Source organism: Paenibacillus abyssi, from assembly GCF_014640295.1.
In the GTDB taxonomy this organism is placed as follows: domain Bacteria; phylum Bacillota; class Bacilli; order Paenibacillales; family Paenibacillaceae; genus Paenibacillus_D; species Paenibacillus_D abyssi.
In genome coordinates, this window is sequence record NZ_BMGR01000006.1 from 68,285 (window position 1) to 83,362 (window position 15,078).

The 15,078-nt window shown below is 54.2% G+C and carries 11 protein-coding genes; 4 read left to right on the forward strand and 7 right to left on the reverse strand.

Going from position 1 to position 15,078, the window contains the following annotated elements:
• Window positions 1-17 precede the first annotated feature (17 nt).
• The 3 genes from IEW11_RS10235 to IEW11_RS10245 are packed head-to-tail and all read right to left on the reverse strand — an operon-like array spanning window position 18 to window position 5,797.
• A complete protein-coding gene (locus tag IEW11_RS10235) occupies window positions 18-1,202 on the reverse strand; it encodes an acetyl-CoA C-acyltransferase (RefSeq protein WP_188530984.1) in 1,185 nt (394 codons plus the stop codon).
• 21 nt (window positions 1,203-1,223) lie between these two features.
• Window positions 1,224-3,620: a 3-hydroxyacyl-CoA dehydrogenase/enoyl-CoA hydratase family protein gene (locus IEW11_RS10240; protein ID WP_188530985.1), complete on the reverse strand. Its 2,397-nt coding sequence runs from the start codon at window positions 3,618-3,620 to the stop codon at window positions 1,224-1,226.
• A 5-nt stretch (window positions 3,621-3,625) separates the two neighbouring features.
• The gene (locus IEW11_RS10245; protein ID WP_188530986.1) at window positions 3,626-5,797 is read right to left on the reverse strand and encodes a heterodisulfide reductase-related iron-sulfur binding cluster; all 2,172 of its coding nucleotides are present in this window, start codon (window positions 5,795-5,797) and stop codon (window positions 3,626-3,628) included.
• A 169-nt stretch (window positions 5,798-5,966) separates the two neighbouring features.
• Here IEW11_RS10245 and fadR point away from each other — a divergent pair, with 169 nt between their 5' ends.
• The 4 genes from fadR (at window position 5,967) to IEW11_RS10265 (ending at window position 9,500) form a co-directional block, all read left to right on the forward strand.
• Entirely contained in the window at window positions 5,967-6,551 is a 585-nt protein-coding gene (fadR, locus tag IEW11_RS10250; protein WP_188530987.1) for a fatty acid metabolism transcriptional regulator FadR, read from the forward strand.
• Window positions 6,552-6,590: 39 nt separating this feature from the next.
• Entirely contained in the window at window positions 6,591-7,358 is a 768-nt protein-coding gene (locus IEW11_RS10255) for an electron transfer flavoprotein subunit beta/FixA family protein (protein WP_188530988.1), read from the forward strand.
• A 25-nt stretch (window positions 7,359-7,383) separates the two neighbouring features.
• Window positions 7,384-8,358, forward strand: coding sequence for an electron transfer flavoprotein subunit alpha/FixB family protein (locus tag IEW11_RS10260; protein WP_188530989.1), 975 nt, complete (start codon window positions 7,384-7,386; stop codon window positions 8,356-8,358).
• Between the two features lie 200 nt (window positions 8,359-8,558).
• Window positions 8,559-9,500, forward strand: coding sequence for a hypothetical protein (locus IEW11_RS10265; protein WP_188530990.1), 942 nt, complete (start codon window positions 8,559-8,561; stop codon window positions 9,498-9,500).
• A 160-nt stretch (window positions 9,501-9,660) separates the two neighbouring features.
• Here the strand turns inward: IEW11_RS10265 and IEW11_RS10270 are convergent, their stop codons facing one another.
• The 4 genes from IEW11_RS10270 to IEW11_RS10285 form a co-directional block, all read right to left on the reverse strand.
• Window positions 9,661-11,751 (reverse strand): beta-galactosidase, encoded by a 2,091-nt coding sequence (locus IEW11_RS10270; protein WP_188530991.1) that lies wholly within the window; start codon window positions 11,749-11,751, stop codon window positions 9,661-9,663.
• 176 nt (window positions 11,752-11,927) lie between these two features.
• The gene (locus IEW11_RS10275) at window positions 11,928-12,746 is read right to left on the reverse strand and encodes a carbohydrate ABC transporter permease (RefSeq protein ID WP_188530992.1); all 819 of its coding nucleotides are present in this window, start codon (window positions 12,744-12,746) and stop codon (window positions 11,928-11,930) included.
• The gene (locus tag IEW11_RS10280; RefSeq protein WP_188530993.1) at window positions 12,743-13,651 is read right to left on the reverse strand and encodes a carbohydrate ABC transporter permease; all 909 of its coding nucleotides are present in this window, start codon (window positions 13,649-13,651) and stop codon (window positions 12,743-12,745) included. The genes IEW11_RS10275 and IEW11_RS10280 overlap by 4 nt, the downstream gene beginning before the upstream one ends.
• A gap of 78 nt (window positions 13,652-13,729) precedes the next feature.
• Window positions 13,730-15,076, reverse strand: coding sequence for an ABC transporter substrate-binding protein (locus IEW11_RS10285; RefSeq protein WP_188530994.1), 1,347 nt, complete (start codon window positions 15,074-15,076; stop codon window positions 13,730-13,732).
• Window positions 15,077-15,078: the final 2 nt, after the last annotated feature.

Genomic DNA, 15,078 nt, shown 5'->3' on the forward strand with positions numbered 1-15,078 from the left:
CTCGTTATTCGGTCCTGCTATTCCGGATACACTTCGAACACGCCGGCTGCGCCCATCCCTCCTCCGATGCACATGGAGACAACGCCATACCCGCCACCTCTGCGGCGAAGCTCGTAGATCAGGCTGGCTGCCAGCTTGGTGCCTGTGCAGCCGAGCGGATGACCCAGCGCAATCGCGCCGCCATTGACATTGACGAGGCTTTCATCTAATTTTAGCTCCCGGATTATATGCAAGCATTGGGAAGCGAAGGCTTCGTTAATTTCGAAGAGGCTGATATCATTCATGCGAAGTCCAGCCCGCTCCACCGCTTTTGGAATCGCCTCGACCGGTCCTACGCCCATAATTTCGGGATCAACGCCAGCCAGCGCGAATGACCGGAAGCATGCCAGCGGCTTTAATCCAAGCTCCTCTGCCTTCTCTCTGCTCATGACCATCATAGCTGCGGCGCCGTCGCTCATCTGCGAGGTGTTGCCGGCTGTAACGCTGCCTCCCTCCTTGAATGCCGGCTTCAGCTTGGCGAGCCCTTCCATGGAAGTGTCCGCTCTTACGCCTTCATCGGCTTCCAGCACGACCGGCTTCTCCCATAGCTTTCCGTTATCGTCCAGTCCTTTGAGCGACGTGTTGACCGACACAATCTCGTCGGCAAATATCCCCGATTGCACAGCCTTTGCCGCTTTCTGATGACTCGATACGGCGAACCGGTCCTGATCCTCACGTGAAATACCGAACCGGTCGGCCACATTTTCCGCCGTATGCCCCATGCCAATGTAAATCTGCGGCATCTCCTCCACAATCGCTGGATGCGGGGAAGGCTTGAAGCCGGTCATCGGGACATGGCTCATGCTCTCCACGCCTCCGGCGATGATCGTGTCCGCTCCGCCTGTCATAATGCGTTCCGCCGCGAAGGCGATCGATTGCAGTCCCGATGAACAGAACCGGTTGATCGTAAGCGCCGGCACGGTCGAAGGGAACCCTGAGTAAAGCGACATGATGCGGGCAAAGTTCAAGCCCTGTTCCCCTTCCGGCATCGCACAGCCGATAATGATGTCTTCCACATCCTCTTTTCGGACGCCGGGCGCACGGTCAATCACAGCCTGAAGCACCGTTTTCCCCAGGTCCTCCGCCCTGGTATGGGCGAAGCTGCCCTTTTTGGCCCGGGCGACCGGCGTGCGCACAGCAGATACGATTACTGCTTCTCTCATGCATGTTCACCTCTCTTTGGCTTAGTTGCGCAGCGGCTTGCCTTTGGAAAGCATGTGCTGCATCCGCTGCTGGGTCTTCGGTTCGCCGCACAGGCTCAGGAACGCCTCGCGCTCCAGATCCAGCATGTACTGCTCGGTCACCATCGTGCCCGCCGGTATATCGCCTCCGGCCATTACGTGGGCCAGCTTACCTGCAATATGCAAATCGTGGTCGCTGATATAGCCGCTTTGCTTCATCGAATAAGCGCCCAGCTTCAGCACGGCTTTGCCATCGGCTCCAACGACCCGGATCTTTTCTTGCGGCTGGGGCTCATAGCCGGCCTGGACGAGCCGCAGCGCGGACTGTTTCGCTTCATGGATCAGATGGTCCTGATTCATGATCACGCGGTCGGTGGAACGGAAATACCCGAGCTTCTTCGCATCGTGGGCACTGGTCGACACTTTTGCCATTCCAATATTCATGAAGGCTTGATTAATATGCGGCTGCAGATCGACCTCCGGATTCGGGTTCGCCCGGCTAATGCGCAGCGCCATCTCCTTACAGCCTCCGCCTGCCGGGATCAATCCGACGCCAACCTCGACCAGTCCGTAATAGGTTTCGGCGTAAGCGTTAATCTCGTCGGCCGGCAGGCACACCTCCACGCCTCCGCCAAGCGTCATGCGGTGCGGGGCGGCAATGACCGGCTTCTCGAAATGCTTGAGCGTCATCATCGTGTTCTGGAACAGGCGGATGATATTGTCGACCTCATCCCATTCCTCGTCCTGCGCCTCCATCAGCAGCAGCATAATATTGGCGCCTACACAGAAGTTTCGGCCCTCGTTAGCGATAATCAGTCCTTCATAATTTTTACGGACCTCCTCTACGCTCTGCTGAATCATCATGAGAATATCCGCGCCGATGGCATTATTCGGCGAATGGAATTCCAGGCAGGCGATTCCGTCCCCTACATCAATGAGGCTGGCGCCGCTGTTCGAGCGAATCACTTTGTTCTGCTCCTTCAAGCTGCGCAGCGAGATCATTTCCACAGGCTGCTCTATGGCCCTGTATTCTCCTTGATAGGCATACGAAGCCTTGCCCTCTGCCTTCTGATAGAACGACTGGTTGCCTGCGGAAATCCATTCCTTGACCCAGGGCGGAACGGCCATCCCTTCCGCTTCCATCCGTTCGACCGACCTCACGAGCCCGATCGCATCCCAGGTTTCAAAAGGACCGAGCTCCCAATTAAAGCCCCATTTCATCGCTTGATCGATATCCGCGATCGAATCGGCAATTTCACCGACCTTCTCGGCGGAATAGACAAGCACTTTTTTCAGAATATCCCATGCAAATGCGGAATAACGATCCTGGGCGCCCAGCAGCGCCTTTGTCTTCGCCTTCGCGCCTTTGGCCGTTTTTGCGGCTTCTAATGAAGCGGATACAGGTTTCTTATTTTTGCTGTATTCCAACGTACTCAGATCCAGCGACAAAATTTCGCTGCCCTGCTCGCCTTTGATTTTTTTATAAAAGCCCTGTCCGGACTTCTCGCCGATCCAGCCGCGTGATACCATATCCTTCAGCACCTGCGGAACCTCGAAAGCATCCTTCTCTCCCCCGCTGTCCACTTTCTCGTACACATTATTGGCCACATGCACGAAGGTGTCCAATCCGACCAGATCGAGCGTGCGGAAGGTGGCGCTTTTCGGGCGGCCCATCGCCGGCCCGGTAACGGCATCCGCCTCGTCCACGGTCAGACCGTTATCCATCATCGCCTGCAGCGTAACAAGCAGGCCGTACGTGCCAATGCGGTTCGCTATGAAATTCGGCGTATCCTTCGCGATGACAACGCCCTTGCCAAGCGTGCGCCGGCAAAACGCCGCCATCTGAGTGACGATTGCCGGGTCGGTGGCATCGCCTGGAATAATCTCCAGCAGCTTCATATAACGCGGCGGATTAAAAAAGTGCGTCCCGAGAAAATGACGTTTGAACGGTTCACTGCACCCATCCGCCATCGCCTGGATGGAAATCCCCGATGTATTGGAGCTGACGATCGTGCCCGGTTTCCAATGGCCCTCTATTTTGCGCAGCAGCTCCCGCTTGACCTCCAGATTCTCTACTACAACCTCAATAACCCAGTCAACATCCTTGAGCTTGCCCAGATCATCCTCCAGGTTCCCCGGTGTAATCCGGCTGACGAACGTTTCATCGTAAAGAGGTGACGGCTTGATCCTGGACAATCTGGCAAGCGCGCCCGCCGCCAGCCGATTGCGGACCGACGGATGATCCCGTGTCCAACCTTTCGCTTCCTCTTCCGGAGTAAGGGCTGCCGGAATAATATCCAGCAGCAGGCTGGAAATGCCTGCATTAGCGAGGTGGGCGGCAATACTGGCGCCCATTACACCTGAGCCGATAACGGCGGCTTTCCTTATTGTCGTTGCCATTTGCCTTATACCTCCTGCATCGTTTTTTGGTCTTCAGCTTTCACATGGCCGAATACAGCCTGCTCCAAAATTTCCGCGATATCCCGCGCTTTGACGCGATCCTCGACCTCCTTGAGCTTGGTGCCGTCTTCCATCATCGTCAGGCAGTAGGGACAAGCGCTGCTGATGACGGTCGGTTTTGTCTGCAGCGCCTGCTCCGTGCGCGCCAGATTGACGCGCTTGCCCGACGTTTCTTCCATCCACATCATGCCGCCTCCGGCGCCGCAGCACATGCCGTTTTCCCGCGTGCGCTCCATCTCCACCAGCTCAACCCCGTCGATGGCCCGCAGAATATTGCGCGGCTGGTCGTATACATCGTTATAGCGCCCAAGATAACAGGAATCGTGATAGGTGATGCGTTCGTTGACAGCATGCTTGGGCTTCAGCCGTCCTTCGCGGACAAGCTGCTCCAGCAGCTGCGTATGGTGAAGCACTTCCACCCCCTCCAGCCCGAATTCAGGATATTCGTTTTTCAACGTATTGAATGTATGCGGACAAGCGGTTACAATCTTACTCACACCATATTTTTGAAAGATTTCGATATTCTCCTGGCACAGCTGCTGAAACAGCAGCTCATTGCCCATACGGCGCGGCGTATCGCCCGAGTTTTTCTCCTCGTTACCCAGGATCGCAAAGCTGACGCCCGCTTCGTTCAACAGTCGGACAAGCGCCCGCGAGACTTTACGTGTACGGTTGTCATAAGAACCCATCGAGCCAATAAAGAACAACACGTCGAAATTCGGGTTTTCTTTGACCGTAGGGACAGGAATGCCGCCGATGTCCTCCATCCATTTGCTGCGGTCATTGCGGTTGATCCCCCATGGATTGCTCTGCCGCTCGATGTTCTGCATCGCCCGCTGTCCCTCCTGCGGAACGCTGCCCTCCATCAGCACGAGATGTCTGCGAAGGTCGATGATTTTATCGACATGCTCGTTAGCCACCGGACATTGGTCTTCACAATTGCGGCAGGTCGTACATGCCCAAATCTCCTCCTCGCTCATCACATCGCCGATCAGCTGCATGTCCTCCGGCCTTTTCTCCGCCGGCTGCCAGGTCGATTTCTGCCATTCGAGCGTCGGCCCGATATCTGTAATCCCCTGCGCCTTCCAATCCGGCCTCTCCTCCGCTGTATTCACAAGGCTGTGCGCATGGCCGTCTGCAAAAGCGAATGCCGGTACCCATGGCGATTTGGAAGTGATGGCTGCCCCCTTCTCCGTCAGATGATCGCGCAGCTTCACGATCAGATGCATCGGGGAGAGCGCTTTGCCCGTGCCCGATGCCGGACATACATTGGTGCAGCGCCCGCATTCTACACAAGCGTAGAAATCGAGCATTTGCTTTTGCGTAAAATCTTCAACTCTGCCGACGCCGAACGATTCGGCCTCCTCATTCTCCAGATCAAGCTTGCGCAGACGGCCGGCCGGCTCCTTGCGGCTTAAGAAGATATTGATCGGAGCTGTGATGATATGGAAATGCTTAGACTGCGGAATATACACCAGAAAAGAGAGCAAAATCACGAGATGCGCCCACCAGGAGACAAAGAATAATACTTTAGCTGCCGTGACGGAAATGCCCGCGAACAATAGAACAATAAGGGAGGAGAATGGCGCGTAGGCGGATACCTCATGCCCCATCCAAATCCGGTGAAAGGCTAGCGAGAATAGTACGGAGAGCATAAGAAAGGTAATGAAGAAGACTACGATGCTGGGTTTCCAGCCTTTTTTCAGCCGCTTCAGCTTTTCTCCGTAGCGCCGGTATGCGGCATAACCGATGGCGAGAAGCACAAGGACGACCGTAATTTCCTGCGAGAGCCCAAATACTTGATAGCCGGGAATCGGCAGCGGAGCGCCTCCTGATAATCCCATATAGATCAGATCAAGCGCCCCAAACTGCAAAATGATAAAGCCGTAAAAGATCACAATATGCATGATGCCGCTTTTCCTATCCTTCAGCAGCTTTCGGTGGCCCAGCATTTGGGAGACCAGTTCCCCCGCTCTCATATTCCAATCAACAGGCGTACCGCTTGTCTGTCCCAGCTTTATATATAGATAGCGGTGGTAAACGGCCCGGTAAAACAAGAAAAGGGCATACCCCAAAACGAGCAGGAACAAGAGATAATGAATCCACGGCCAGAGCATGAACACCCATCCTTTCGCAAGTCTTAATGTAAACCCTTACATATTTAATTCTTAAAAAATCTTATGAACGGAAACGTTGACAACGCTTAACAAATTTCATAAGATGGAGTTATAAAAATGAATGAGTATTCATTCATCTTTAATTGGATTTTATCATCGGGGTGAAAAAATGACAAGTAAAAAAATAAACAAATTCGAATTAATTCTTGATGCAGCCGTCAAAGTATTCGCCGAGACAGGCTATCATGGATCCCAAGTGTCGAAAATCGCGCGCGAGGCCGGCGTCGCAGACGGAACGATTTATTTATATTTCAAAAATAAAGAGGATATTCTCGTTTCCCTGTTCCGGGAGCGCCTTGGCGAACTGGTGGGCAAGTTCACAGCCAGTGTCGAAGCTTCAGCAACCGCCGAGGAGGCGCTGCGCAAAATTTGCGAAATTCATTACACCGAGCTGGAGAACAACAGCAATCTCGCTTACGTGACCCAGATTGAGCTTCGTCAAAGCTCTTTGGAGCTAAGAAAAGCAATCGGCCAAGCGGTTAAACCATATATTCAATTAATAGAAGCCGTTTTGGTTAAAGGCATGGAGGAAGGAACGTTCCGCAAAGACCTGGATGTGAAGTTAACCCGGCTGCTCATTTTTGGGGCAATGGACGAAGTGGTTACTTCATGGCTCATTTCAGGACAGAAATATTCATTAAGCGCGCAGATTGACCGTACCGCCGAGTTTTTCCTTAAGGCTCTCAAGCCTTGATCACCATACCATCTCTAATATGGGAAAGGAGAAATAACAATGAATGTGTATGTGATTCTGAAGCAAACGTTCGACACCGAGGAGAAAATCGTCATTCAGAATGGTAAAGTTGCCGAGGACGGCGTCAAATTCGTCATTAATCCCTACGACGAATATGCCGTGGAGGAGGCGATCCGCTTGAAGGAGCAGTCCGGCGGCATTGTGACCGTCGTCTCTGTCGGGCCTGAGCGAAGCGCCGAGGCGCTGCGAACTGCGCTTGCTATGGGAGCCGATGAAGCTGTGCTCATCTCTGACGACCGCATCCCGGCGGATGAATTTGTCGTATCGGGCGTGCTTGCCGCTTATTTCACGGACAAATCCTATGACTTGATCCTTGGCGGCAATTTCTCCGTAGACAACGGCGCAGGCCAGGTCGCCGTTCGCTTGGCGGAGCTGCTTGGCATTCCCCACATCTCCTCTATTATCAAGCTGGAGCCGTCCGGCGGCAGCGCTGCCGTGCGCCGCGATGCCGAAGGCGACCTGGAGGTGCTCGAGGTTTCCCTTCCCGCCTTGTTCACCGCCCAGCAGGGGCTTAATGAACCGCGGTATCCTTCCCTCCCCGGCATTATGAAAGCGAAGAAAAAGCCGTTTCAGCAGCTGTCGCTTGACGATCTGGACGTTCATACAGGTGCTTTAGAGCCAAAAACCTCGCAGGTTGAGCTGTTCCTGCCGCCGGCAAGACAGGCGGGCCAAATTTTGCAGGGCGATATTCCCGCGCAAGCGGCCAAGCTCGTAGAGCTGCTTCGCACCCAATCGAAAGCGATATAATAGACGACGAAGGAGGTAACGATTGATGAGCAGAACGTATCTGATCATTGCAGAACATCGTGACGGCAAGCTGCGTCAGGTTGCTTTGGAAGCGCTTCAAGCAGCCGTTATCGCTTCTGGGGACGGCGACAGCCTATCGGCGGTCGTGTTAGGCAGCCAGCTCGATTCGTTGGCTGGCGAGCTTTCGTCCTATCCCCTATCGGACATTCATGTCATTGAACATGACAGCTTAATCCATTACAATGCTGAAGCTTATCTCGCTGCGCTGTCGCCAGTGCTCGATTCCGTGCAGCCTGACGCCGTGTTCACGGGACATACAGCGATCGGACGTGATCTGGCACCTGCGATTGCAGCCAAGCTGCAGGCCGGCCAGCTATCCGATGTCATTGCAATCGAGCCATCCGACGGGCAAATTGTGTATACAAGACCGCTGTATGCAGGCAAAGCGTTTGAGAAAAAAATAGTTCAGGATTCGCGGTCAGTCGTTACGGTGAGGCCGAACAATATTCCTGCGGCCCAGCCTACCGAAGGGCATCAGGCCCGGATCATAAAGGTCGATACCCCCGCCAATTCTCTTCGAACGGTCGTGAAGGAGGTCGTTCGGAAAACATCCGGCAAGGTCGATCTGACCGAAGCGAAGATTATCGTATCGGGCGGCCGAGGCGTGAAGAGCGCCGACGGCTTCAAGCCGCTCGAGGAACTCGCCGGACTGCTTGGCGGGGCGGTCGGCGCATCGCGCGGCGCTTGTGATGCCGGTTACTGCGACTATGGCTTGCAGATCGGCCAGACCGGCAAAGTGGTGACACCGGAGATCTATATCGCCTGCGGGATCAGCGGCGCCATTCAGCATCTGGCCGGGATGAGTCAATCACGCATTATTATCGCCATCAACAAAGATCCCGAGGCTCCGATCTTTAAAATCGCAGATTACGGTATTGTTGGAGATCTGTTCGAGGTCGTCCCCCTGCTCACCCGGGAGTTTCGGAAAGTACTGGGATAACAAGCGCTGCTGCAACCTCGGTCCCGTTGTTCATCAGCCATCATTTTTAGCATATCGACAAGTTCAGCCCGCTAGGCCGTTATGGCCGGTGGGCTTTCCTTTATTTTGACAGGGGGCTTCGACAGTATCTTTAGCGGTTTTAAATTACTATGAATATAGCTTATGAAACTATCATATGAATGATTAAAGGAGGCTTTATCGTGTACCAAAAGGAAACCGGTGAAACAGAGCCCAAGCTGCCGCTGTCGTCCGATTGCCACGAGAAAGAGAAGGAGCACCCGACGAGGAAATCCAGATTAACGATAAGATATGTACATGGACTGGTTAAAGAGCTTCAGCATGAGAATCTATTGCTCGCCCGGCGGGTGGAGGAACTGGAGCAGCAGTTGAACGAGCTGCTTCATCATTGTGGAGAAGAGATTGCCGCCGCCACAGAGCTGCACCCGGCGAGTGATGCGGATACACCGGTAGAGATTCCGAATTCAAGTGAGCAGACCGCCGCTCATGACGCATCCGGCACGAAATCGTCCGAGAATGGCGAGCAGCTCGACGCGCCGCAATTGATCCTGCCAAACGAGAATCCATCTACCGAATCGCAAGTCGTTTTATTTCGCCCGCAGGTCTCCGAAAAGCAGCGTATGGCGCTAAATTCACTGGTCAAGGAAGTGCTGTTCGCATCGGAAGGCACACAGGCTCCGCAAGAACAAACGATGGCGTTAGATTCAACAATCACAGAGGAAAAATTAGCGGCGGAAGGACTCCAGGCTTCAGAGGAACGGCCCGTCTTGATGAGTCCGCAGGCTGGGGAGGAGCTGCCGGTTTCGATGAGTCCGCAAGCTGCGGAAGAGCGGCCCGTATCGCCGGACAAGCACACTTCCGAAGTTTCCCCGGAACTCCCGGCAGCGCAAGAACAGTCAACGATGACAAACGGACAGGCTGCCGAAGTTACGACGGTTTCCCTGTACACATCCGTTTCTTCTGCGTCCGAAGTGAATGCCGCAGCGGCACAGTGGGTATCCGCCGCACCGTACAGCATCTTCATCTCGCGTTCCGAGCGCCATCCATCGCAGAAGAAGAGAGGGTTTTGGGATCTTTGCCTGTTCTTTCTCCCATCCTACAGGCAAACAAAAAAGGCAAATTGAAGGATCGCGGAAAAACAAACACCGTCGAATCCTTTAAGCTTTTCAGCTTTAGCGTTGTTTTTCAGCGTTAATCTGTTTAGTTGGAACGGTTGATGTCAGAAACCGGTCACCGATCGCCTCAATAGCAGCAAGGCGGCAATAGCCTGCAACAATCGACCGGCTACTTTTTCCGCTGCAGTATCAAAACACCGTAGGGCGGCATCTCGACATGACCGTTTAACGTTTCACCGCCAAGCAGCTCGTTTGTTTCCTGCGCCAGCTTAATCTCAGCGGGATTGGCGCCGTAATTAAGCAGGAATATATAGTCCGTCTCTCCGGAGGAACGGATGCCTGTCTCTACCTGTGGGGGAAGCAGCACCCAGCCCGCCAAAGGAGATTGCAAGCCCAGCAATCCGATCAGCGCATCGACGACCGGTTCACTGAAGGCTGCTCCGTAATACCAAGCCTCACCTTGGCCCTGTTTGCGTCTGGTCAGTGCAGGCGCGCCGGCATAATAATCAGAGGCATATGCTGCAACAATTTCAACCGATGGATCCTCCACCTGCAGAATATCGTTGAACCCTTCAGCCTTCATCTCTGACATTTCCACATTCCAGGAAACCTCAGGCGCAGCACTCCATTTCAGCAGCGCAGGCTGAACGGTTCCTTTAATCAACGTGAAATCCGTTACCGTGATGCCGCATAAGTCCGCGACCGGCCCCGGGAACGGAGCCATATTGCAGTGCCCATCCGTATTTTTGTATCCGGTGCGCGCTCCGAAGATAATTTTGCCGCCGCGACGGGCAAACTCCGTGAGCAGCTGCGCTGTTTGATCGGTCATGATCGCCGCGTGCGGGTATATTAGCGTCTTGTAAGCCAGTAAATCTTCAACTGCAGTATGCTTGCGCAGGTAGAGTACATCGACCGGAATATGCCGGTACTGCAGCTGCTTGAACCAGGAACGCACGCTTTGCTTGTCGAGCGGACCATGCCAGTTGTCCAGCTCGCCGTCCCACAAATTGTCGTAATCACGCAAAATCGCGATTTCCGCCCGATACTTGGTTCCGGCGATCGAGCTGCCCAGGGAAGCCAGCTCTTGGCTGATCTGGCGCAGCTCGCGGACCCTGCGGTTCGGCCGGTTATGGTAATCATTAATGCCGTGCCAATAAATTTCCGTTCCGACCGTCGCCGTCCGCCACCGGAAATAAAGCAGCATGTCGGTTCCATGCATGATCGATTGATACGTCCACAGCCTCATTTGTCCGGGGCGGGGGGACGCCATTTCGATCCGGTTCACCCAGCCGCCGGGTCCGGACTGCTGCTCCATAACACAGAAATTCGGCGATACCGAGCGCGTATGCGTCAAATTCAGGCTCCATGCCCGGTCCAGCAGCGGATTCTCGTCATTCCCCGGAAAGATTGTGGAAAATTGCGGGTACGAATCATAAGAGAAGAAATCCAGCGTCCGATCCGTAAGCTCATGGCTGTCCAGATGTCCGAACATGCCGTTCGTCGTCACCCAATGATTCGGCGCCTTCTCGCGCAAAATATCCGCTTGGAGCTTGGCGAAGGAGATCGCATTATCCGAGATAAAGCGTTTCTCATCCAAAGCCTGATGCGGATTCGGACTATTCGACACGGTCGGGCGGGTTAAGTGAACCTGCTGCCAGTCCGTGTAGGTCTGGTTCCAGAATACCGCTCCCCAGGCCTCGTTAAGTTTCGCCAGGCTGCCGTATTTCACCTTCAGCCATTCACGGAAGGCGGCATGATCCGCATCGGAGTAGAATATGTTAATCTCACAGTTCAGTTCATTATCAATCTGCCAGCCGACGACGGCGGGATGATCCCTGTAGTGCTCCGCCATCCGCTCCGTGATGCGGGCGCACAGCTCGCGGTATTTAGGGCTGCTGTAATTGTAATGCCGCCGTGCGCCGTGCTGGTACGTCACACCCTCCAAAGACATGTTCAGCACCTCGGGGTACCGCTGCGTCAGCCAAGCGGGCGGTGTTGCCGTCGGCGTTCCCATGATCACCTTCAGCCCGTATTTGCCCGCCAAATCCAGCACCCGGTCAAACAGCTCGAAGCGAAATTCCCCTTCCTCCGGTTCAAATATCGACCAGGCAAATTCCGCAACGCGGATGATGGAAAGATTCAGCTCGCGCATTCTGCGGAAATCATCCTCCCACATCGATTCCGGCCAATGCTCCGGGTAATAACAGACCCCTAACTGCAGTTGATTCAACCCGATTGATTTCGCCGCTGATTTTGTCATCTGCAACCACATCCTTTTTTTAAGTGTGATACATGTAACGGCATCCGCATCCGATAAAAACAACTGCGGCCGCGGGCCCCAATCTTGATCGGTTGGGCGGATGATATCAAAGCGGGCAGCTTCCGGTCCGCTTCGGTAAAACTGCGGTCAGGATAACGAAGTTTCCCGCTACCCGCTTATCCCTTCACCGAGCCGGCCGTCAATCCCCGGATAAAGCTTTTGGAGCCGATCGCGAACAGGAGCAGCACCGGAAACGTTCCGATCGTAAGGCCGAGGATTTGCGCGGCCAGGTCGGTCCGGTATGCGCCGCCGAGCGAGGTAATGCCAAGCGGAATGGTGTACAGTTCAGGCTTATTGATAATAATGAGCGGAAGCAGGTAATTGTTCCACGACCAGAGAAAAACGAGCAGGGACAGCGTCGTAATCGCCGGGTAAATAAACGGAATGACGATCCGGAAAAATACGCCGATATCGGAAGAGCCGTCAATCCGCGCGCTTTCGAGCACTTCTGTCGGCACCGCGCTTTTAATAAACTGCGTCATCCAGAAGACGCCGAAAGCGTTGGCGACCCATGGCAGGATGAGGGGAAGCAGCGTCCCGGACATGCCGAGGTAGCGCATCTCGATGACATAAGCGACCAGGCCGAGCTGGCCTGGGATCATCATCGTCAGCAGGACGGCGGCAAAGATTTTATTTTTGTGCTTAAACTCGTGCTTGGCAAAAGCAAAGCCGGCAAATGCGCTGACAAGCACGGACAGCACCGTGCTGGAGAGCGATACGATCAAGCTGTTGAGGTAAACGAGATCGAAGCGGCTAGCAGCTACGGTTTTGAAATTTTCAAGCAGGTAGTTGCCGGGAACGAGCACGATTTTGCTGAACAGCTCTTCATTCTGGTAGGTGCCCATGATCGTCATAATATAGAACGGCAGCAGCGCGAACAAAGAAAGCAGGGCAATGGCCACCGTTCCAAGCGTCGTACGCAGCGAATTTGTCATTGTTGCTCCCCCCTATAGAATCTTGCGCCGATAAACGAGAACACCGCGATGATGACGCAGAGGCCGTATGCGATAGCAGCCCCAAGGCCATAACGGGTGGTACTGCCGTATGCGGTATCATACATATTCCAAACGGTGGTCAGACAGCATCTGTCAGGCCCCCCGATTACTGCCGCGCTTGAGCCCATGCCGGAGCCGCCGAGCAGCATCATCGGTTCTTCCAGCAGCTGAAAGCCGCCAATGATTCCCGTAATTACAATAAACACGGTAACCGGCTTGAGCAGCGGAAGCGTGATGGACATAAAGATCCTAAGGAACGATGCCCCGTCCACTTGGGCCGCTTCATTCAAATCCTTCGGAATGTTGGCAAGGCCGGCCAGATAGAAAATCATCGTATAGCCGAAACCTTTCCAAAACAGCATCAGCACGATGACCATCCGCGCATATAACGGGTCGCCCAGCCAGTAGACCGCCTCATCGACGAGGCCCAGATGAAGAAGCAGCTTGTTGACAAAGCCGGCCTGCCAGTCAAACAGCAGATTGAACATCAGCCCTACGGCTACCGGCGTAACAATATAAGGAAGGAAGTTGACGAGCTGAAAGAAGCCTTTCCACTTGACCCAGCGGCTGTACAGCAGCGAAGCGATAATCAGGCCGAAAATAATTTGCAGCGGAAGGGTCAGCACGACAAAGAGCAGCGTATTGCCAACGGATAATAAAAAATAGGAGTCCTGATTAAATAGAAACTTATAATTGTCCAGCCCGACGAACGTCCGGCTGCTGATGCCGTCCCAGCTCGTCAAGCTGACATAGAAGGAGAAGAGAATCGGAATGAGGCCGAAAGCGAGATAAAACAAAATATACGGTGACAGAAAGAAATAGGGCACCCAGCTTTTTTTGACCATCTTTAGCGCTCACACTCCCGCAATGCTTGTTATAAAACCGGAGAGCCGCCGGATACCGGCCGCTCTCCAAGCCTTTGGCTACTCCATGACAACGCTTGGCGCCTTGGCCTTCATTTCTTTTTTGATGCGCTCCATGGCTTGCTCTACGCCAAAAGAAGGGTCTTTGGCAAGCGTTTGAAGCACGATATTCATCACCTCGTTAAGCACCAGGTCGTTCACATTTTCAGGCACGTCTCTTGTGGTCTCCGAGATGTCGACAAAGTATTTCTCGCCGATGTCCTGATCGCCGAAGCTCGGCCACGTCCAATTGGTGAACGCCGGGTCTTCATAAGCCTGCTTGTAATGCGTGAATACGCCGTCCGCCTTCTGCGCTTCGGCGCCTTCCTGCGTCATCGAGGTGAACTCGATCCATTTCCAGGCGAGCTCCGCATTTTTGGCGCCCTTCGGAATACCGTGCGAGGAACCGCCGGCAATAAATCCGCCGCCCGGAGCGACCATGAGGCCCCAGCGCCCTTCGGCTTTGTCATTGGCGCCAATGACATACTGCGGCATCCATACCGGTGACATCGCAAACATATATTTGGATTGTCCGAATGTTGCATTCCACGCCGGCGTCCATTGATCCAGCTTATCCACAATGCCGGTATCCCGGAAGCTGACCAGATCGGCGACCACCTCTTGCAGCACGTCCATGTTGACATTGTCGCCGTCAAAGAACGGGCCGGGGCGCTGGCCGCGGATGAAGGTGTAGGCGTCGCCCAGGCTTGGGAACATCTTCACTTGCCCACCGCTTTTTTGAACCACTTCTTTGCCCTTCTCAATGAACGTTTCCCAGTCCGGCAGCATCGCTTCCAGCTCCTCGGGATTATCCGTACCGAGATATTCCAATGTCAGAGGCTTCAAGTACGCCATCCCGGCAACGCTCATATCATCGGGAATCGCAACGAGTGAGCCGTTAACCGCAAAGGATTCGTGGTCGTAATCGAACAGCAGTGAACGGTCTGCGTCATAAGGAGGCGCCTCTAAGTTTTCCAGTATATCCATGTCAAAAATCTTCGCACGCTGTCCGCGCTCAATCCGGATGACATCCGGCAGCTCGCCTCCCGAGGCAATCGTGGTTTGCAGCTTCATCGTCACATCCTCCGCCGCAACATTCACGCGTTTCATTTTGATGTCGGGATATTTTTCGTTAAACGCCGCCAATGCGGTCGGATGCTCCGGCTCCCAGGTCCACAGCACGAATTCGCCCTTATCGCCGCTGCCGCTTGTCCCGCCTGTGCCGGCGCTTTCACCGCCTGAATTGCCGCCCGAGCCCGCTGAATTGCCGTTTGAACCGCCTCCGCCTGAGCAGGCCGCCAATAAGCCGGCCAGCATGATGATCGCCGTAAAGCTGCCGATTCGCTTCATCCATTTTTGTCTAAGCATCG